Consider the following 20,039-nt stretch of genomic DNA (forward strand, 5'->3'; position numbering starts at 1 on the left):
GATTGGTTTAGTGGGTGACGACTGTTTTGCCGCGGACGCCGCCCTTTTCCAGCCCGGCAAGGACGTCCGGCGTCTGGTCGAACGGGACTACCCGGCCGACGACGGGGCGGATTTCCCCGGCGTCGATGAGCGCGGCAATCTCGCGGAGCTGGCTGCCGTTGGCGCGCATGAAGAGGAACTCGTAGGTGACGCCAAGGCGACGGGCTTTACGACGGATGCCTGCACTGATGAGCGCGACAGCGCTCTTCATCACGACGTTCGCTCCGAGCTGCTTGGCAAAGTCGGGATCCGGCGGGCCTGAAATGCCGATGGCCTTGCCGCCGGGCTTGAGAACCTTCAGCGATCGCTCCAGATTCTCGCCGCCGAGGCTGTCCAGAACCAGATCGTAGCCATGGAGGATCTCCGCAAAGTCCTCGGTCCGGTAATCGATGACCACGTCCGCCCCGAGCTCGCGAACAAAGTCCGCGTTGCCGGCGCTGACGGTCGTGGCAACGGTGGCCCCAAGATACTTGGCGAGCTGGATCGCGATGGAGCCCACGCCGCCAACTCCCGCGTGAATCAGGACCTTCTGGCCCGGGCCAACCTTGCCGCGTTCAACGAGTGCCTGCCAGGCGGTCAAGGCCACCAGTGGCAGGGATCCCGCTTCCTCCATACTTATCGACGCCGGCTTGATGGCAAGGTTCACTTCGGCCACGGCGATCCGCTCGGCAAACGTACCGATACGGTCCTGATGCGGGCGGGCGAAGACCTCATCGCCTGGCTTGAAGGACCGTACTTTCGCGCCGACACTCACCACGACTCCGGCGAGGTCATTGCCAAGGATCAGCGGCAGCTTGTACGGGAGGACCTGCTTGAACTGCCCCTGGCGGATCTTCTCGTCCAGCTGGTTCATGCTGGACGCCTTCACTTGCACCAGCACGTCATGCTCGCCGACGACGGGCTCGGGAACGTCAACCTCTTGCAGGGGTTCTTTGTACTTGTTGAGGACGAAGGCTCTCATTGGGGGTTTCTCCTTGCGAAATAACTGAGTAAGCTCAATTCTGAGGCTACTCAGTTCTTAAGTCAAGGGGAGGCCCGTGGCTGACACGGCCCCGGGCAAAAGTGCACGAAAAAGGAGACACGTCTGTGTCTCCTCACTTTCAATCTATACGGCACTGGGGGGCTTGCCGCAAGGCCCGGGGGTTGCTGCAAAATTGAGAGCCGACGCCGGAAGTACGCGCTGTTTCAGACGCGCGGTTCCGGCGCCATCAGCCCAGAAAGGAGCTGACAGCGTGCCTCTCACAACCAGCGCGTTCAACCTTCCCGAGCACCTCGCACCCAAAGCAGATCCAGCCCTGATCGCTGCCGATGAACAGCACTTCGCAGCCATCGCCGAGAGCCTTGAACAGACCATCTCCGAGCTGTCCGACCAGCTCGATGCAATACGCAAAGCCCCAAGCCGCTTCGGCCAGGAGGCCGTGGAGAAGGACGTCGAAACCCGCCGGCTAACCGGTCGGCTGCGTGCACTGCGTCGCTTCGGACTCGACCTCTGCCTGGGTCGTGTTGTCCCCGCCGGCGACACTGAACCTCTCTACATTGGGCGACTCGGCCTCACGGACAGCGACGGCCGCAGGCTGCTTGTCGACTGGCGCTCCCCCGCCGCCGAGCCGTTCTTCGGAGCCACCCACGCCAACCCCATGGGTCTGGCGGCCCGCCGACGTTATCGCTGGACCCGGGGACGGATCACCGACTACTGGGACGAAGCTTTCACCGCAGACCGGGCCTCCACGAATCCGTCCGGCGGCACGGCTGCCCTTGAGGACCTTTCAGCCTTCATCGCCAGCCTGGGCAGCAGCCGTTCGGCCCGGATGCGGGACGTGCTGGGCACTATCCAAGCGGATCAGGATGCCATCATCCGTGCGTCTTCACGGGGTGCGTTAGTGGTCGACGGCGGTCCCGGTACCGGTAAGACTGTGGTCGCCTTGCACCGCGCCGCGTATCTGCTCTACTCAGACCCCCGGCTCGGTCACCGCAGGGGCGGCGTCCTGTTCGTCGGCCCGCACCGGCCGTTTCTGGCGTACGTTGCAGATGTCCTTCCCAGCCTGGGCGAAGAGGGGGTGCAGACGTGCACCCTACGGGATCTCGTGCCTGAGGGAGCCGACGCCGCCGTCGAGTCCGACCCCGAGGCTGCTCGCCTGAAATCTTCTGCGGACCTGGTGGAGGCGATCGAGCCTGCCGTCAGGTTCTACGAGTCACCACCGAAGGAGGGTCTGGAAGTCGAGACGCCCTGGGCCGACGTCTGGCTCAGCGCAGACGACTGGGCCGAGGCCTTCGACGTGCCAACACCAGGCACTCCCCACAATGAGGCGCGCGACGAGGTCTGGGAGGAACTGCTGACCATCCTGGTGGACAAGTTCGATACGGACGAGGTTCCGGAGGACTTGCTTCGCCGCTCTTTCGCGCAGAATCCGGACCTGGTGGAAGCCTTCAGCCGGGCGTGGCCGCTGCTTCATTACACGGATCTCGTGGCCGACCTTTGGCGGGTGCCAGCGTACCTGCGTCTGTGTGCCCCTCGGCTCAGTGCCGATGACGTGGGGAAGCTTCGACGGGCCGATCCCAACGCCTGGACTGTGTCGGATTTGCCCCTCCTGGACGCGGCCCGCCAACGGCTGGGCGATCCTGAAGCGTCCAAGCGAAGGCGTCGCCAGAAGGCCGAAGCCGCTGCCGAGCGTGAGCTCATGGACCGTGTGGTGGAAGACCTCGTGGCTGCGGACGATTCGGAAATGCTTGTCATGTCCATGCTGCGCGGCGAGGACATGCAGGAGAAGCTCATGGACGAGTCAGTGTTGATCGCGGACCCGGACCAGCTCGCGGGCCCCTTCGCCCACGTGGTGGTGGACGAGGCGCAGGAACTGACCGACGCCCAGTGGCAGATGCTCCTGCAACGCTGCCCGTCCCGGAGCTTCACCATCGTGGGTGACCCCGCACAGGCCAGGCATGGATTCACTGAGTCCTGGCAGGAACGCCTGGAGCGCATAGGCCTGGGCAACGTGAACCTGACGCATCTCAGCATCAACTACCGCACGCCCGAGGAAGTCATGGCGGAGGCCGAACCCGTCATCAAGGCCGCCCTCCCCGATGCAAACGTGCCCACGTCCATCCGGAGCAGCAACCTCCCTGTCGTCCACGGATCCGCTTCAGACCTGGACTCGATCCTCACCACGTGGCTGGACGCGCACGCCGAAGGAATCGCTTGCGTCATCAGCAAGAACGACGCCGGACGCGGCTCGCTCCCAGCGTCGCCGCGCTTGCGTTGGCTTGCGCCGGAACTATCCAAAGGCCTCGAGTTCGACCTCGTGGTCCTGATTGATCCAGACGAATTCGGGTCGGGCATCGAAGGAGCCGTGGACCGCTATGTCGCGATGACCAGGGCCACCCAGCAGCTGGTCATCCTCAGCACTGCCGCCGTCGAGGGTTTCTAAATGGATGCCTCGGCAGCCGCTTTCAGGTCGGCAGCGAACTGTTCGAAGCTTGCGTCGAAGGACGGGATCTTGCTCGCAAACAGTGGAAAGATCGGCCCGCCGATGCGTTCATTCATCTCGAAGAGAGTCTGCCCGCCGTTGGTTTCCGTGAGGGTGTAGACGCGGCTGCCCAGTGCGTCGCCCCATACGAGGCGGCTGGTGGGTTCGAACTCTTTGACCTTGAGTTTGAATGTGCGGCTGGGATCCAGCTTGGACACCAGCTGGAGGGTTGATCCTGGTTTGATGTCGCCCTTCAAGGACACAATGGTCGAGTTCCATCGGGGGTAATCGGCCGCGGTAGTCAAGACGCGCCAAACCGTGGCGGGATCAGCGTCGATCGTCGTAGCCACCTTGGTGGTACGGCTGAACGTTTTACTGACGGTGGTGGCGGTTCCATCTGGACTGATTGTCATCGCATTCCGCTTTCTAAGAGTCAGGTCCTTCGAATGCTACATTCCCGGGATCTCCTGCGCTTCGTGGACTTCGATTTCGCAGCCACCGGGCATGTTGAGGCTCACGCTGGCTGGGCGACGTGCTGCCATCGCAGGCCACGCGGACTCCGTTGGCCAGCGGCGTCCTGCTGCTTGATTTAGGAGGGTTTAGAGAGAGACAGTGCGGCCGGTGAAGGCTACGAGCCGTTCCAGGCTGCTGGCTGTCTCCGCCGTCGGCTGCTCGGGGCGCGAAGCAGTTCGAGTTCAGGATCCCGGCGACCGTGTTTGCCGGCAATTCGGCGAAGCCCATATCCACAGGCCCTTCCACGCCGCGGTTGCTGAGGGCCTCCAGCGCGGGCTGGGCCAACTCAGCGATCCGCACCTCTGCAAACAAGATCACGGAGCCGGCCCATCCCCTGGAGATCGAGCCTGCAGTAGGGATATTGGGCTAGTGCCTTCCCCGGGACAACTCCCGCTTGCGGGAGCTGCGATGCCGCGGCCCCCTCCCACGACGTCGTCGTTGCAACAAGGCAGAAAGTGGCAACACCAAGCGGGAAGCCACCACGGCGGCGAGCACCACTAGAGTCACAAGAATGGCAATGGTTACCAACACCAGCCACAATTCGGGTGCGGGCGAACCACTAACAATTTCCGGGGTATTTTCGAGTCCAAGCATCTACTTCTCCTGCAATCTGGGACGTAACTATTGCAGTGGTGAGTACGAGTGAACGCCGGAACGTGTTGCGGAAGGCCCGATTCTTTGCGTCGGTTGTTTATCGCGTGTCCGCGGCGGGCTTCCGCCACATCACCGCGAGCACCAACACCAGAACGTTCAGGCCCAGCATCACCAGCACCATGAGTCCCCAGTTGGCTTGGTTCACGCCGGAGCCATACAGAACGCCAATCAGCACGGTTGCAGTGATCGCGCCTAGGTAGCGGCAGGTCTGGAAGATACCAGCAGCTACTCCTCGCTCCTCAGGGCGTGCAGAAACGTAGAGCCCTTGGTTCGAGGCCGTACTCACGATTCCGTAGGGAATGCCCATCATGGCAGTCAGCACGAACACCAACGGCGCCCACAGCGTCAACGTGAGCGCGCCAAGACCCGCTGCAGCAACAGTCAGAATCAACACCCCGGTGATCAGCACGGAACGCACGCCGAACCGCTCAATGAGCCGCACGGTCAGTGGCGTCACCACAACCGACAACGCCGCAAGGGGCAGCATCAGCAGGCCCACCACACCGGCGTCGTAATGACCTGCCTCCTGCAGCAATTGCGGCAGTCCAAAGAAGGCAAAGTAGTAGACGCCGCTGAAAACGATGAACAGCAAATAGACCAGCAGCAGCGGCCGGTTCCTGCCCAGCAAGCGGAGGTCCAGGAACGGCGGGCGGAAGCGGAGCTCGCGCCAGGCGAACAGCGCACCGATCACAGTCGCAGCGGCCAGGAGCCACCAGCGGTAGGCCGGCATGACGTTGAGCAGCGCCATCATGGCGAGCATGAGCGAGGTGACGAAAGCGAGGATGCCGGGGATGTCGGAGTCGCGGATCAGCGCTGATAGCTTGCCCGTTTCTCGCCCAGAATCGGCTGGCGCGGCCTTGTGCACCACAATCAGAGCAAGCAGCGCGATCGGCACGTTGATCGCGAACAGCGCCTGCCAGCCGACCAGGCTCACCAACAATCCGCCGACCACGGGACCCACGGCAGCGGCCGACGTGTTTGCCATCTGGATCCTGCCCAGCGGCCGGGTCGACGGCAAGTTAGCGAGCTTGCTCAATTCGGTGACCATCACGACAGCCGAGGGGTACGCCGTCGCAGTTCCTACGGCCATCAGGGCACGCGCCACGCACACCAACGCGAAGCTGGGAAGGAAGGGCGCGATGGCACAGGTGACCGCGACCAAGGCCATGCCGAAAGTGAACAAGCGGCGGGGGCCGAAGCGGTCAGCGAGCCTGCCCATGAGCGGCTGGCCGGCAGCGGACGCGAGGTAGAACGACGTGATCACCCAGGTGACGGTGGCGACGTCGAGCGCGAAGTCCTCCCGCAGGACTACCAACGCGACCGCGATCATGGACGAGTTCAGCGGGTTCAGCGCCGTCCCGAGGCTCAGTGCAGCAATCGCGAGGCCGGGCCGGGGTCTATTCGTCGTCACCCACCCAAGTCTGCTCCATAGTTGCTTCGGGTTACGAAACGCGTTCGCGGGGCGGACGGAAAGCCCGCCTGAGGGCATCCAGTATGGCGGCAACAATCGAGTCAACGCGCTCTCTGGTGCCAGGGAATCGTCGAGAGTACCGTTCGTTCCAAGAAGATCTGCGTCTGATTGGGCTCCAGACAAATCGGGGGGTGCAAGTCACGCACCTGAGGAGACATAGGCCATGTATGCACGTCGTCTTTTGAAATTGCTTACTCCGTTCGCGATTCTGCCCACCATCCTGCTTACATCTTGTGCACCAGCAACGGCGCCCGATCCAAAACAAGCATTGGTCGGGACATGGACTTCCACGGTCACCAAGGAAGATGTCCTGCGGGTCGTGCCCGATTTTAAGCAGGAGTTCCTCTGTGAAAACACGGGTACGTTCAGCTGGGAATTCAAGGAAGATGGCAAGTTCACCATTGATCAGAAAGGCCTGCCAGAGTGCCCGGCACCCGTGGAGCCGCATGTTGAAGACACGTGGTCCAATGATGGGAACCGAATGACAATTGCGAAAGATAAGCCTGCTCAGGAGGTCTATGAGTGGGCCGTCAAAGAGAAGACACTCGTTTTGAAACACGTGTCCGGTGACTGCGTCCCATGCAAGGCAACCAGTACAGCCCATCCATGGACACGGGTGGGCTGAAAGAAACCATGGGAGGGTACGCCGCTACTCCTCGAAGTGCGTTGTAACCTTCCCCGAGGACACGGCGGCGATGATCGACTGGGCCAAATGCCGCAGCTTGATGTTCCGGTTGCTGGAGGCAGTCCGCAGAATGGTGAACGCTTCCTCCTGACTGCAGTGGTTCTGCGCCATGATCGCGCCAACGGCCAGGTCGATCACCGTGCGCGATTGCATCGCAGCGGCAAGATCGTTCCGCGCATCGCTGAGCTGGGCGATCTTCAACGCGAGGCGTAGCGACTTGGAAGCGTGCGATGCGAATACCTCGGCGCGTTCCACGTCATCGTCGCTGAACGCGTGGGTCCGCTCTGAGTAGAGGTTCAGGGCAGCGCGGGTATCCCCCTCGACCAGCAGCGGCACGCTCAGGATGGACCGAAGCCCCTGATGGGAGGCGGCCTGGACATATTCCGGCCAACGGTGTTCGCGAAGAAGGTCCGGGACCAACACCGAGGTCAGCTTGTCCATGGCCGTAAGACAAGGGCCTTCAAAGGTGTCTTGGAGTTCGTCCATGACACGGGCACGGTCGTCACTGCTGGCGGCCGTCGCGGACTTCTTGCGCCGAAGGACTGTGATGCCGCAATACACGGGCGACTTGCGGTGTGAGAGGCTCTCTGCCGAGAAAGAAGCGAGATCGCCGAGAAAAGCCTCGACATCTTCGCTACCCAGGACAAGATCCAGAAAATATCCATTCTGGAGAGCTTCCTGCTCGGGGAGGGGGTTTACCATGTGGCACGTTCCTACTGACTGAAAAGCGTCCCCAGCAGACAGCAAAGGAGCGAATATCGCCGCCCTCTGCAAAACGGTCTGAAGACACCATATCGTCCAACGATCAACGGTACAAAGTGCGGCACGACATGCATTTAGCAGCAGATCCATGAACCCATCCGACCCACTTTGTCAATCCGGGCAGGGTGTCACATCGGAGAGAAAGTAAGTAGGCTTACTTTATTATCCGAGTCCGGCCGCCGGACCATTCGTGCAAAGGAGAACATCTGATGGGCGTTGAAGACAGCATCCGTAAAGCCGCCGAAAACGCGATGGAAGACTTGGCTGGCACGTCCGATCCCGTGGACGACCAGCACGTGCCCGAGCCCGGCGCGAAGGACGACGACATCCAGGTCCACTCCTCCATCAGCGAAGGTTCCAACGCGATGGACTCGGACACGCCTGAGGAGCAGGCGCAGGCCACCTCCGACCGTTCGTTCGCCGTGGCTGGCGACGGCGAGGCCCACGAGGAACCCGCAACCCGCAGTGCCGAAGAAACTGACAGTGACATGAACCAGGACCGGGAAGGGGACCGCAACGTGCCCGCCGCATCGGGCGACGTCCCCGGACCAGCAGGTCTGCCGGATGGTACTCCGGACGAACTGCGGGCAGACCCCTCCGAAGGTGACCAGAACCCGTCGACGAGCATGGGTCGGGGCTAAATTCGGGGCGCGCTCATTGGCCTGGCCCCTTTGGCTTCCTGATCTTGTTTGGGCCGAGTTCAGCCCTTCTGCACCCTATTTGGGTTGCAAAATGGCCGCCTTGGATTCAAAGAAGGTCAGGAAGACACAGTCTCGCGCTTAGGGGCGCGGGGCCGCCGTCGAACCCCGCACCACGAGCTCCGTTCCGAGCTCGATCCGCTGCGGTAACTCTTCATCGCCTTCAAGATGCCGAAGCAGCGCGCGCATAGCCGTCTCAGCCATCTGCACCACGGGCTGACGGACTGTTGTTAGCCCGGGTTCGATCCATTCAGCGGCTGGAATATCGTCGAAGCCGATGATCGAGAGGTCTTCCGGGATGCGCAGCCCGGCAGAACGGGCGGCACGGTAGGCGCCGAGGGCTTGGGCGTCGTTGCCGGTGAAGATGGCTGTGGGCCGGTCATTCAGGGCCAGGAGAGCCTCAGTTCCCCGGGCGCCGGACTCCGTAGAGAAATCACCGGGCACCATCAACGAAGAATCCGCGTCAACACCTGCCCGGCGCAGTGCAGCCAGATAGCCGTCCTCGCGGGCCCCGCTGCACTGAAGGTCCTCACGGCCGCCGATCATGCCAATACGCTTGTGACCGAGTTTCAAAAGGTGCTCAGTTGCCGAGAAGGCGCCATCCCAGTTCGCAGCACCAACAGTCATGAGGTCCGGGCCCGGCTGGCCTACGGGATCGATCAGGATCACCGGGATTCCGAGCGCCTTGATGCGCTGGATCTGCTTCGAGTCCAGTTCGTAAACCGCCAGCAGCACGCCGTCGGATTTCCGCTCGGCGAGGTTCGCCAGCCACGGCCGAATCCGCGATCCGTCCAGAGACAGGCTGCTGACCACCGTGCCATATCCGGCTTCCTGGGCAACGCGCTCAACGCCCTCAATGATTTCGCACGCCCATTCGGAGGCCAGGCCGGGGAACACGAGGTCAACAAGGCCAGCCTTCTTGCTCCGCTTGGCCGGGCGACGGGCGTAGTCGCGCTTGGCGATGATTTCTTCCACCCGGGCGCGCGTAGCTGCTGCGACATGGGCGTGGCCGTTCAGGACCTTGGAAACGGTGGGCACGGACACTCCGGCCTCCCGGGCGATCTCGCTGATCGTCGCCCGCCCAGAGTCCTGTTTGGTCACCATGGAACGCACCCCTTTCGGCCGGGGATCACCTCCCAGCAGCAATAGTTTCGGAAAGTTCCCACGATTGGATTCGGCCACACATGCCGTAAATCCTGCGGGTTTTCCGTTCGCCTATCGTAGTCCTCGAGTCTTGCAAGTAGAAACTTTCCATCGACTCGAGAGAGTCCAAATTGCCCTTGGTGAGCTCAGCTTGGCGTACCGCTCCTTCAGCTAGATAGCCCCGCCACGTTCCGGCCCTGCCACTCACCAATCGAACAGCCGCAGCATGAAACTCGGCCAGCGCCGGCACGCCGGATGTGATGACAGCAGCCTTCAACTCCAGATATCCCTCCAAAGCCAGGTCCCGACGACGACGCGCGGCAGCCTCGGCAGCCGCGTCACCGCCGTCGGCGTCCCTGGACGGAAGCAAAGCAGCGCGGGAGTACGCGTCGACGTCCACTAAATGCTCTGGCGGGAACGTCATCACGGCGTCGCCATTCTCGGGGAGGCCAGCATTCTGCATGACGATCATCACCTTGAGATCCCCGGAATCGTTGATCGCGCGGTGGACGGTCCCAGGAGTGAACCAAACGACGGCTCCAGGCACCAGGTCCGTAGTAGTGAAACCGCGCGAGTCCAGCGTCTCCAGCCGGCCGGATCCTCCCAGGACTATGTAAGCCTCAGTCGAGGCCGTGTGGACATGAGGGGACCCGCCGGCCTCACCGTCCGGGCCCGGCCAGTTGTAGATGCTGACCTCGGATACGGCGGTCGCGCCCGGGAATGTAGAGCACACTATTCCCAACCATCCAAGGCATCCCGGGCTGCGCCAGCGAGCGCGCTGGCCGAGTCTGTGGCGATATCGCCGTCGGAAATCACGACGGCGTACCTGTACTTGAGTGGTTGACCGACCTTTAGCGGGACTACTTCGCTGAAGAACGGCGCCGAACCCAGGCAGGCGAACATGGACGAACGGGCAAACCATTGATTGGACGCACCCACGTTGGATTGGTCCTCCACGAACATGATGGTCGACTTCCGGCAGGTGACGTCGTGCTGGCCGGTGAATGCGATCCATGGTGATCGCGTTCCCATGAAGTCGTCGGCCCCGGTGCCGGCTTCCGACCGGAATTCGCCGCCTGTGAAGGACCTCGGACCGCGCCAGAACAGGCCACCGTACCCTGCGTTGTCCCGGCCTTCCGTGGTGGGGCTTCCGATACCGATCTCGGCACCGGAGACATTGCTCATCTCCGTTTCGAAAAGGAGTGCCCACGCATTTTCGGAGGGCAGCAGTTGGATGGCGAAGCGGCGCTGCTCCCGGATGAGGGGCAAACCCTGTTGTCCGGGCTCAGTTGGCTGTGCAGTCCAGAGCAGGGCCTCAGCGGCGGTGATAGTTGAAGCAGATTCCTCGATGTAACTGAAGGCTTCATGGTTCATTGCCCCGTTGTTTTCCAGGTTCGCGTAGCCGGTCTCGCGGGTGTAGGTCGCACCACCCCAGAAGTTGTGCTCGCCCACATTGGGCAACGCCCAAGAGAGTCCCTTGTGCCAGACGTGGTCCCACGGACGGGAGATGGTGACTTCGTCGCCCTCCAAGGTGGTGAGTGGGTGGAAGAAGGGGCGTGGGCTTTCGTACTGATCGTCAGTGGGACGGTACGTATAGCTCGCGATGTCCTGGCCGCCGGCTGTGAAAGTCAGGGAACGGCCGTCGTCGGAATAGCTGAGGGTGGTGGTCGGGGCTGTTTGGGCTGAGGTTGTCATGGATTCTCCGTTGAGTCGTTGCGGGTTTCAGGAACGGGCGGTGGAAGCAAGGACGCGGGTCCCTTGGCCCTCTCCATCCATGCCTGCATAAAAAGCGTGGCCGGGAACGATCTCCCCGCGGCGCACCGGCTTTCCGGTGAACGCGGAGGCGTAAATTGCGGCAGCGAACTCAAGTGTTTGCCTCGCTGAGTCGGCTCCGGCTGGGAGCGGGAGTCCGGCGTCGAGCGCGTCATACATCGCCAGGAATTGTGCCGAGTGGCCGCTGCCCCGTCCCAAGGGTCCGGCAGTCCAAGCAGCCGACACTTGGTCCTCATGGCCAGGTGCCGAAGTGATGGTCCAATCCTTGGTGCCGTACCCGTACAGGTGGCTGAGCTCGATGGTGGCGAACTCGCAGTCAACGCGGATATCCGAGGTTTCGCGGGGCGAGAGCAGGGAGTTGATGACCGTGGCAGCGGCGCCATTTTCGAAGCGAACCAAGGCAGCCGAGAGGTCCTCGGTGGACGTTGCCCGGGCCTGACGGGAGGCGATGGCCGTGACCTCTTCCCACGGGCCGAGCAGGTGCAGGAGGAGGTCGAACTGGTGGATGCCGTGGCCCATGGTGGGACCGCCGCCTTCCGCCTTCCAGGTGCCCCGCCATGGCAGCTCGAAATACTCATCCGGCCGGTACCAGAGGGTATCGCAGCGGGCAACAAGCGGACGTCCGAAGTCGCTTCCGCCGATCAAGGTACGTGCTGCGGCAGAGGCATCACCAAAGCGGTGCTGGAACACGCACGAGAACTGGGCGCCGCCTTGGGCTTCGGCGTCGTTGAGGCGGTCGAAGTCCGCGAGGCTGAGCGCTGGCGGCTTCTCGGACAGGACATGCACACCCGCTTCCAGGCACTCTATGGCTTGATCGATGTGCATCATCGGCGGAGTGCAAAGGTGCACGATGTCCGGTTTGGCTTCGGCGAGCAACTCGGTGAGGCTTTGGTATCGCCCGGCGATTCCGTGTTCATCGGCAAAGGCCTGCAGCCGCGCGTCGTCGACGTCGCATGCAGCCACCAGCTCTGCCCTGTTCTCGGTGCGGGCCAGGTTGGACGCGTGCACAGCAGCGATCCCGCCCGTTCCCACGATTGCCACTTTGTACGTCTGCATATGAGGTTTCTCCAACAGGTTCTGGCTTGGATGATGTCCGAAAGTTTCTGATCTTTAGCGGCGCAAACTGGCACTCGTTGCATCCTGCTTCGTCAACGCTATGAAGAATCTGCTCGTAAATCAACACATTTCAGGCCTAGAAACTAATCCGAAGTTTCTGATAGTTTCTAAAAATCGCCAATCAACCCAAGGAGAAGCCTGTGAGCAGCGGCGCCGCTGAACAGCAAGCACTTGCCCGCGTCCCCGCCCAGGACGTCGTGGAACACCTCATCCGCGAAATGACCTTGGAAGAAAAGCTCGCCCAACTGGTAGGCGTGTGGGTCAATGCTTCCAGCGACGGCGATTCCGTGGCACCGCTGCAGAGCCAGATGGCGGGCGATACGCGTTCCTGGGACGAGGTCATCTCCCATGGGTTGGGCCAGATCACGCGCATGTACGGCACCGTCCCAGTGGACCCATCCGAGGGCGCCCGGCGACTTGCGGCCGCACAGGAACAGATCATGGCAGCCTCCCGATTCGGCATCCCTGCGCAGGTGCATGAGGAATGCCTGGCCGGTTTGGCAGCGTGGAAGGCAACGGCTTTCCCGGTCCCACTGGCGTGGGGTGCCACGTTCAACCCAACTTTGGTCCGGGAGATGGCGGTCAGAATTGGCTCTTCCATGCGAAGTTTGGGCGTCCACCAGGGACTGGCACCCGTGCTGGACGTCGTCCGCGATTTCCGGTGGGGCCGCGTCGAGGAAACCATCGGTGAGGACCCCTACCTGGTGGGCACGGTCGCGACTGCCTACGTCCAGGGGCTCGAATCCACCGGCATTGTCGCCACCCTCAAGCACTTCGTGGGCTACTCGGCGTCCCAGGCCGGCCGCAACCACGCCCCCGTCTCCATGGGCCCCCGCGAACTCGCCGACGTCATGCTGCCGCCGTTTGAAATGGCGATCCGCCACGGCGGCGCACGCTCTGTGATGCACGCTTATACCGACGTCGACGGCGTACCTGCCGCCGCGAACCACGAACTACTCACTGGGCTTCTTCGTGAGGAGTGGGGTTTCGCCGGCACGGTGGTGGCCGACTACTTTGGGATCGCGTTCCTTGACGTCACGCACGGTGTGGCGGCCGATTCCGGTGACGCCGCCGTGCTCGCGCTGCGGGCCGGCGTCGACGTTGAACTTCCCACCGTCAACTGCTTCGGTGAGCCGCTGGCCGCACGCGTTCGCGAGGGCGCCGTGGACGAATCCGTGGTTGATTCGGCGCTTCGACGAGTTCTTGCCCAGAAGGCCGAGCTTGGTCTCTTGTCGCCGGACTTCTCCGCAGTGCCGGCTGCCCTTTCCGGCCCCATTGAACTGGATCCTGCCGCGGACCGGGCGTTGGCGAGGGAGCTCGCTGCAGAGTCGTTGGTGCTGCTGAGCAACCGGGCCTTCGCCGGGTCGCCTGCATTGCCCCTTTCTGGTTCCGGAACGATTGGCGTTGTTGGGCCGTTGGCCGACGACCCGTTCGCCATGCTGGGCTGCTACTCCTTTGACGCCCACGTGGGGGCTTCCCACCCGGACGTACCGATGGGCATTTCCGTCCCGACAGTCACGGGTGTGGCTTCCTCGCGCTTCCACTCCGTGGTGAGTTCCGTGACAGGGAATTGTGAGTCAGCCACTGACGCCGAGATTTCCGCAGCCTGCGATGCCGCCGCCTCCGTGGATACCTGCGTTGTGGTGGTTGGCGACAACGCCGGACTGTTCGGCCGGGGCACGTCAGGTGAAGGAAACGACGCCGCCGATCTCCGCCTTCCCGGGGACCAGCACCACATGCTGGACCGAGTCCTCAGCGCCTGCGCCGAATCCGGGACCCGTTCCGTGGTGGTGGTACTCAGCGGCCGGCCTTATGCACTCGGCGACTTCGTGGAACGCGCCGATGCGATCGTGCAAGGCTTCTTCCCGGGCGAAGAGGGCGGCGAGGCACTCTGGGACGTGCTGACCGGCGTCGTCAATCCCTCCGGAAAGCTTCCCGTTTCTGTGCCCCGCTCCCCCGGCGGACAACCAGGAACGTACCTTCACTCGCGGTTGTCCGGGCCTACCGAAGTCAGCGCACTGGACCCGTCCCCGCTGTTCGGCTTCGGGCACGGTTTGTCATATACGAGCTTCGAGCTCTCAGACCACCAGTGCAGCGCTCCCGCGATGCCGACGTCGGGCTCGGTCACCATCAGTTGTACGGTGACGAATACCGGTGCCCGCGCTGGCGCTGAGGTAGTGCAGCTGTACTTGGAGGACCCGGTGGGCGAGGTTGTTCGTCCCGTGCGCGAGCTCATCGGTTACGCCCGGGTAGAGCTGGAAGCCGGCGCGTCCGGCGTCGTGGATTTTGTTGTCCACGCCGACCGGACATCCTTTACCGGACTGGACCTTGCCCGTGTGGTGACCCCTGGCCTGGTGAAACTGCATGTGTCTACGTCCAGTACCTGCGATGTGCATACTCACGAGGTGATCCTGCATGGGCCGCGACGGGTTGTGGGCTTTGAGCGGGAGATGCTGACGCCGGTGGAGGTGCGGGCATTGGCCTAATTGCGGTCTGTAGGCTGTGGAGATGCTCCCACTTTCCACGGTCAGACTGCGGTTCCGCGAGATGACGCCTGCCGATCTTGAGGCTATGGCCGACATGCTCGGCGATCCTCAGGTCATGGCGTACTACCCCGCTCCGAAGTCACGGGAAGAAGCTGCGGCTTGGATCGCTTGGAACGAGGCCAATTACGCTCGCGACGGGTACGGGTTGTGGGTTCTGGAAACGCACGACGGCGGTTTTGTGGGCGACTGCGGGCTGACCTGGCAAACAGTGAATGGGCGCCGCGAGCTGGAAGTCGGCTACCACGTGCGATCGGACCTCCAGGGGCGAGGCTACGCCAAGGAAGCTGCTCAAGCTTGCGTTGATTTTGCCCGGGACGAGGCTCGTGTCGACCGTCTCGTGGCCATCATCCACCCCGACAACATCGCCTCCCGCCGGGTCGCCGAACACATCGGGATGACCCATTGGGAAGACGACCTCGGGGGCTCGATCGTTCGGACAGTGATGGGGATTGAGCTGAACTCCGTGGGGTCCTGACCTTGTTTGGTCTCGGTTCAGCCGTGATGCACCCCATTTGGGTTGCAAAACGGCCGCCTTGGATTCAAAGGAGGTCGGGAAGACAAGGCCCTGAGCGTCAAAGGAGTGAGTTTCAGGCGATCCGCGCGTCGGTGTCAGGGTCTTGTCGCACGCCGAGCATTCCAGCGATTCTGCCTTCTAGCGCGGCAACGGTCGCCTCCGGAAGGACGATGAGGCCATCGAGTTCCTTGCGCGCACGCTTGTACGCCGTTTGACGTTCTGCCGGGGTAGCCGCGGAGTCTTCTGCAATGCGCAGCAGCTTCCTCGCCGTTGCCAGTCTTTGACGCTCCGGGCCGGTGAAGTTGCTGTCCTTGATGCGCCTGGCCTCGCGTTCGCCCACATCGAAAGCGAGTTCGAAGCTGTGGACAGCGGCACGATACTCAGCCAGCCGGGCCGGCGTCGTTATGTCCTGTGGCGCGGCGGGCCGCAGTCCATCCGCTTCCTTTTTGGCGCGGAGGAAGGCTACCGTTAGCGGCTCGCGGACGTCGGTCATCAGCGGGTAGTCGATGAGCTTCCCAACGTCCAGCTCGTAGTCCAGCCACTTATGGTTCACGGCATCGTGCGTTGTCATCAAGGAGATAACCTCGGCCTGGTTAGCCTGCTCGTGCACCGCAAGCTGGTTCTTCAACTTGTACAACTCCACCTTGCGGCGATGGCGCTCCTCGCTTGCTTTGGACCACGACCTTGCCCACCCGCCAGCCATCCCGCCGATAGGAAAAATGAGCCACCAGTAACTGCCAAGAAAGTCGAAGAGGGGTTCCACAGATTCATCCTCCCACTTCGAAGCCCACCTCGTCCGTGGGCTTAGGCTGAGTCAGCGGTGCGTGAGCATGAGAGATTCTTACTCTCAAGCTGTTTATTGATAAGCCAGTCTGGATCACTGGGTAGGCTCCTTCTGACCAGCTTTTCCCTTTGGAAGGACACACATGCCAATCACGAATGACCACAACGACGTGGCATCCGGCGCCGAATCCACTCAGCCTCTCAACGTCGTCGTTGCGGGATCCACCAGTGCCGCGGGTCAGGCCGTGGTCGGTTCGCTGGTTGCCCTTGGAGCCCGTGTGGCCGCCGTGGATCTGGACGCTGCGCGCCTTGAAGCACTCGCGGCCTCCCACGACAGTGTGGTGCCCTACACCTGCAACCTTTCGGACCCGGAGTCGGTCGAAGCCCTGGCAGGTTCCGTCAGGAGCGAGTTCGGATCGGTGGATGGACTGATTCACCTCGTCGGCGGATGGCGTGGCGGCGAGGGTATCGTCGGACAGAGGGACGAGGACTGGGACGTCCTGCACACGAGTATCATGACGACGCTCCGGAATACCTCCCGTGCGTTCTACTCCGACTTGGAAGCATCCCCGCGTGGACGCCTGGCCGTCGTCTCGGCTGTCGCTGCAGCCAAGCCCACAGCGTCCGGCGCCAGCTACGCAGCAATCAAGGCTGCTTCCGAGGCTTGGGTCCTTGGTGTCGCGGACGGCTTCGAGGCCGCCCAGTCCGGCCACAAGACTGAGCCCAAGGAGCAGACATCGGCCGCAGTGGTGTTCGTGGTCAAGGCCCTGCTGGACGACGCCATGAAGGCAGCGGCTCCGCACCGCAAGTTCCCGGGCTACACCCACGTCAACGAGCTTGGCGACCACGTCTCCGCTCTCTTCGCGGCCCCGGCTTCCCACCTCAACGGTGCCCGTCAGCACCTTAGCTGAGTCCCGCCGTCGTACTCTGTCGCTAGCATGTCCGTATGGACCAGCGACTGCATTTCATCACGTTTGCCACGTCGGATCTCGATCGAGCCCGTTCGTTCTACAAGGACGGGCTCGGTTGGGATCCGCTCATGGACGTGCCCGGTGAGATCATTTTCTTCCAGGTCGGACCGGGCTTGATGCTTGGCCTGTTCGATGCTGAAAAGTTCAATCAAGACCTCAACAGCGCCATTTCGACGAACAGCACCTTTCCGACGGGCAGCGACGTTCCGACGAGCAGCGTCAGTGGCGTGACTCTTTCGCATAACGTCGATAGTGCGGCCGAAGTGTCCAGCACTATCGACAAACTGGTAGCTGCCGGGGCAACCGTGCTGAAGCCCGCCCAGGCCAGTGCTTTCGGGGGCATTTTCCACGGCCACGTCAAGGATCCGAACGGCATCGTCTGGGAGATCGCGCACAACCCGGGCTGGAGGATCGACGACGACGATACGGTGGTTTTCGGATGAGTGTCTTCCCGCCCACCTTCGCTGAGGACGTCATCAACCACGACGTCCGCTCCCAGTTCGATGCATTCCTTGATGAGCATCGGCGAGCACTTTACGAGTCGTTGGACGGGCTAACGGAGGAGCAAGCGCGGCGCCCGTTGGTCCCTTCGCGAACAACGCTTTTGGGGTTGCTGAAGCACGCCACGTTCGTGGAAAAGGTGTGGTTCGACGAGGCCATCTCGTGCCGGTCCCGCAGCGAAATCGGCATCCCCGCCACGCCTGACGAGTCGTTTATTCTCGAGGACACCGACACCATCGCAAGCATTCAGCAGGCACATCGCGAAGCGTGCGAGGCCTCGCGGCTGGCTGCTTCGGACTTAGGGCTGGACGATCTGGTGCTCGGAAATCGACGCGGCCCGCTCCCCCTCCGCTGGGTGTATCTGCACATGCTGCGCGAGCTCGCGCAACACTGCGGCCATGCGGACATTCTGCGGGAACAAGTCACTAGCAAATAGCCGCAGTTTCCCGCGTTCCCTGGTTCCAAATGCGAGGGAGCTAATAATGTCAGCCCCTGGTGAGAGGCTTTATTCATGGGAAGCATTGGGGACATTCTGGCGCGACGGGCAGCGCTGTCTGGCGCCGCGTTGCGCCCCCGACGCCTTCCCCCCGGAAGCCACACCATCTCTGCCCACGGCCAAGGCGGCCGTGAAAGCCCGACGGCGGTAGTCACCGATTCGGAGAACGCCCGGGCCATGGCGCTGCTTCGCGGCATTAAACCGCAATCCATCGCCGCCCTTAAGGTCGACCCTGAAGTCATCCCTGTTTCCTCGGGACTAGACGGTGCGCTGGCTGACAGCGTTGAGGCGTTGGAATCGCTGCGCTCCGTCACTGTGGCCGGTGCCCTGACGTTCGGGTTTGCCGAGGCCGTGCGGTTCGCCGGGCAGGTGGAGGAGATCTCCCGCACCGTGGAGTACCTGCAGGTCATCGCGGCGCAGGCAGTGGAACGGACCCGCACGCAAGCCCAGCAGGCACGGCCCTCATCCGCTGCGGGCACGGGATGGCAGACAGGCTGGACCGACCCCGGAACCACAGGCACTGGAACCACACACCCTGCGGCCCCGGCCCCGGCAGCAGCAGGACCAAACCCCGCCACCGCCACCGCCGCCGCAGACGCTGCTGCGGTGGCGGATGATGGCTACCGGAACGCCGCGGAATTCCTGCGCGCGAGCCTGCGGATCAGCAAAAGCGAAGCCAACCGCCGGCTCGCCCTGGCCTCCGAGGTCCTCCCCCGGACCGGAATCGCCGGTCAACACATCCCCGCCCGCCGTGAAATCCTCGCCCAGGCCCTCGAAACCACCCAGATACCTACCCGGTCCGCGAGCATCATCAGCGCAGCCCTGGACAAAGTACGGCTCCTCACCGACGACGACACCCTCACCCGGATGGAACACGCCCTCACCCGCACCGCCATCGAATCCGACCCCGACTTCGTCCTGAAAATGACCAAACGCTGGAACGACCAGATCGACCAGGACGGACCCGAACCCAGCGAAGAAATCCTCCGCCAACTCCAAGGCGCGTTCTTCCGCCGCCGACGCCGCCACGGGCTCCACCACATCGAAATCTTCGCCACCGCAGAACAATACGAAACCCTTGCCACCGCCATGAACACCGCCACCAACCCCCGACTCACGGGCCACAACGGCGAGCCCGGCACCGCAGCCGCCGGGACAAGCGACGGGAACGGTGACTGCCAAGCACCAGGGTCTGTCCACGGCAGTGACAGCGGAAACAACGACACCGGAAACAAACCAACCGGACCGGACCTGGACCGGCGTTCCCGGCCCATGAAACTCCTCGACGGACTCGTCGGAGCCTGCGCGGTCGCCCTGACTACCGGGAAACTGCCAGCCAACGGCGGACTCCGCCCCCAAGTCACGGCCACCATCGACTGGCGGGACCTCGTCCAACAACTCACCCGCACAGCCACCACCCCGCCCGGCGCGGCCACCACCCCCAGCGAAGTAACCACCCAGACCACTGGACCTGACCCGCAACAGCTGCGGCTCAGCACCGGCACCGCTACCTTCGTCGGCCCGATGCACCCCAACACCATCCGAAAAATCGCCTGCGACGCGGACATCCTCCCCGTCCTGCTCGGCAGCGACTCCCGCGTCCTGGACATCGGCCGCACCACCCGGATTTTCCCGCCCCACATCCGCAAAGCCATCGCTGCCCGGGACCAAGGTTGCGCGTTCCCCGACTGCACCATGCCCGCCCCCTGGTGCGAAGCGCACCACATCACCTACTGGTCACACGGCGGCCCCACGTCCACCGATAACGGCACCCTGCTCTGCAGCCACCACCACCACGTCATCCACAAGGAACAATGGCGGATCGACATGACCACCGGCGTGCCCTGGTTCACCCCACCACCACACATCGACCCCCACCAAACACCACGACGCAACCACCACCACACACCCCT

19 protein-coding genes are annotated in these 20,039 nt (G+C 62.9%); 9 read left to right on the plus strand and 10 right to left on the minus strand.

What is annotated here, in order from left to right; translation table 11 throughout:
• Positions 1 to 7: 7 nt before the first annotated feature.
• A complete protein-coding gene (locus AC1DD7_RS13420; protein ID WP_477515345.1) occupies positions 8 to 1,000 on the minus strand; it encodes an NADP-dependent oxidoreductase in 993 nt (330 codons plus the stop codon).
• Between the two features lie 271 nt (positions 1,001 to 1,271).
• Here AC1DD7_RS13420 and helR point away from each other — a divergent pair, with 271 nt between their 5' ends.
• Entirely contained in the window at positions 1,272 to 3,461 is a 2,190-nt protein-coding gene (gene helR / locus AC1DD7_RS13425) for an RNA polymerase recycling motor ATPase HelR (RefSeq protein ID WP_477515346.1), read from the plus strand.
• Here the strand turns inward: helR and AC1DD7_RS13430 are convergent.
• The 3 genes from AC1DD7_RS13430 to AC1DD7_RS13440 form a co-directional block, all read right to left on the minus strand.
• Entirely contained in the window at positions 3,458 to 3,913 is a 456-nt protein-coding gene (locus AC1DD7_RS13430; protein WP_477515347.1) for an SRPBCC domain-containing protein, read from the minus strand. The genes helR and AC1DD7_RS13430 overlap by 4 nt on opposite strands.
• Positions 3,914 to 4,379: 466 nt before the next feature.
• Positions 4,380 to 4,607, minus strand: coding sequence for a hypothetical protein (locus AC1DD7_RS13435; RefSeq protein WP_477515348.1), 228 nt, complete (start codon positions 4,605 to 4,607; stop codon positions 4,380 to 4,382).
• Positions 4,608 to 4,704: 97 nt separating this feature from the next.
• Positions 4,705 to 6,078 (minus strand): MFS transporter, encoded by a 1,374-nt coding sequence (locus AC1DD7_RS13440; RefSeq protein ID WP_477515349.1) that lies wholly within the window; start codon positions 6,076 to 6,078, stop codon positions 4,705 to 4,707.
• A gap of 223 nt (positions 6,079 to 6,301) precedes the next feature.
• Here AC1DD7_RS13440 and AC1DD7_RS13445 point away from each other — a divergent pair, with 223 nt between their 5' ends.
• Positions 6,302 to 6,763: a hypothetical protein gene (locus AC1DD7_RS13445; RefSeq protein WP_477515350.1), complete on the plus strand. Its 462-nt coding sequence runs from the start codon at positions 6,302 to 6,304 to the stop codon at positions 6,761 to 6,763.
• 24 nt (positions 6,764 to 6,787) lie between these two features.
• On the opposite strand, the gene AC1DD7_RS13450 is transcribed toward AC1DD7_RS13445, so the two are convergent.
• On the minus strand, positions 6,788 to 7,525 hold the full coding sequence (locus AC1DD7_RS13450) for a GAF and ANTAR domain-containing protein (RefSeq protein WP_477515351.1): 738 nt from the start codon (positions 7,523 to 7,525) through the stop codon (positions 6,788 to 6,790).
• A 269-nt stretch (positions 7,526 to 7,794) separates the two neighbouring features.
• Here AC1DD7_RS13450 and AC1DD7_RS13455 point away from each other — a divergent pair, with 269 nt between their 5' ends.
• Positions 7,795 to 8,226 (plus strand): hypothetical protein, encoded by a 432-nt coding sequence (locus AC1DD7_RS13455; protein WP_477515352.1) that lies wholly within the window; start codon positions 7,795 to 7,797, stop codon positions 8,224 to 8,226.
• A 138-nt stretch (positions 8,227 to 8,364) separates the two neighbouring features.
• Here AC1DD7_RS13455 and AC1DD7_RS13460 read toward each other — a convergent pair whose 3' ends face one another.
• From AC1DD7_RS13460 to AC1DD7_RS13475, 4 genes are read right to left on the minus strand one after another with little or no spacing between them, the layout of a single operon-like run.
• Positions 8,365 to 9,387: a LacI family DNA-binding transcriptional regulator gene (locus AC1DD7_RS13460; RefSeq protein ID WP_477515353.1), complete on the minus strand. Its 1,023-nt coding sequence runs from the start codon at positions 9,385 to 9,387 to the stop codon at positions 8,365 to 8,367.
• A gap of 25 nt (positions 9,388 to 9,412) precedes the next feature.
• Positions 9,413 to 10,159: a cupin domain-containing protein gene (locus tag AC1DD7_RS13465; RefSeq protein WP_477515354.1), complete on the minus strand. Its 747-nt coding sequence runs from the start codon at positions 10,157 to 10,159 to the stop codon at positions 9,413 to 9,415.
• The gene (locus AC1DD7_RS13470; protein ID WP_477515355.1) at positions 10,159 to 11,121 is read right to left on the minus strand and encodes a DUF6807 domain-containing protein; all 963 of its coding nucleotides are present in this window, start codon (positions 11,119 to 11,121) and stop codon (positions 10,159 to 10,161) included. Before AC1DD7_RS13470 ends, AC1DD7_RS13465 begins: the two co-directional genes overlap by 1 nt.
• A gap of 27 nt (positions 11,122 to 11,148) precedes the next feature.
• The gene (locus AC1DD7_RS13475; RefSeq protein ID WP_477515356.1) at positions 11,149 to 12,255 is read right to left on the minus strand and encodes a Gfo/Idh/MocA family protein; all 1,107 of its coding nucleotides are present in this window, start codon (positions 12,253 to 12,255) and stop codon (positions 11,149 to 11,151) included.
• Between the two features lie 200 nt (positions 12,256 to 12,455).
• Between AC1DD7_RS13475 and AC1DD7_RS13480 the strand changes: the two genes are divergently transcribed.
• Both AC1DD7_RS13480 and AC1DD7_RS13485 read left to right on the plus strand, forming a co-directional pair.
• Entirely contained in the window at positions 12,456 to 14,801 is a 2,346-nt protein-coding gene (locus AC1DD7_RS13480) for a beta-xylosidase/alpha-l-arabinosidase (protein ID WP_477515357.1), read from the plus strand.
• A 22-nt stretch (positions 14,802 to 14,823) separates the two neighbouring features.
• Positions 14,824 to 15,336: a GNAT family N-acetyltransferase gene (locus tag AC1DD7_RS13485; RefSeq protein ID WP_477515358.1), complete on the plus strand. Its 513-nt coding sequence runs from the start codon at positions 14,824 to 14,826 to the stop codon at positions 15,334 to 15,336.
• A gap of 112 nt (positions 15,337 to 15,448) precedes the next feature.
• On the opposite strand, the gene AC1DD7_RS13490 is transcribed toward AC1DD7_RS13485, so the two are convergent.
• Entirely contained in the window at positions 15,449 to 16,138 is a 690-nt protein-coding gene (locus AC1DD7_RS13490; protein ID WP_477515359.1) for a hypothetical protein, read from the minus strand.
• 163 nt (positions 16,139 to 16,301) lie between these two features.
• On the opposite strand from AC1DD7_RS13490, the gene AC1DD7_RS13495 reads away from it, so the two are divergent.
• The 4 genes from AC1DD7_RS13495 to AC1DD7_RS13510 form a co-directional block, all read left to right on the plus strand.
• Complete coding sequence (locus AC1DD7_RS13495) at positions 16,302 to 17,069, plus strand: SDR family oxidoreductase (protein WP_477515360.1); 768 nt, start codon at positions 16,302 to 16,304, stop codon at positions 17,067 to 17,069.
• Positions 17,070 to 17,104: 35 nt separating this feature from the next.
• Positions 17,105 to 17,572 (plus strand): VOC family protein, encoded by a 468-nt coding sequence (locus tag AC1DD7_RS13500; RefSeq protein ID WP_477515361.1) that lies wholly within the window; start codon positions 17,105 to 17,107, stop codon positions 17,570 to 17,572.
• Complete coding sequence (locus tag AC1DD7_RS13505; protein ID WP_477515362.1) at positions 17,569 to 18,066, plus strand: DinB family protein; 498 nt, start codon at positions 17,569 to 17,571, stop codon at positions 18,064 to 18,066. Before AC1DD7_RS13500 ends, AC1DD7_RS13505 begins: the two co-directional genes overlap by 4 nt.
• 75 nt (positions 18,067 to 18,141) lie before the next feature.
• A partial coding sequence (locus AC1DD7_RS13510; protein ID WP_477515363.1) for an HNH endonuclease signature motif containing protein occupies positions 18,142 to 20,039 on the plus strand: 1,898 nt, incomplete at its 3' end.

This window comes from Paenarthrobacter sp. 10L412, assembly GCF_056395565.1.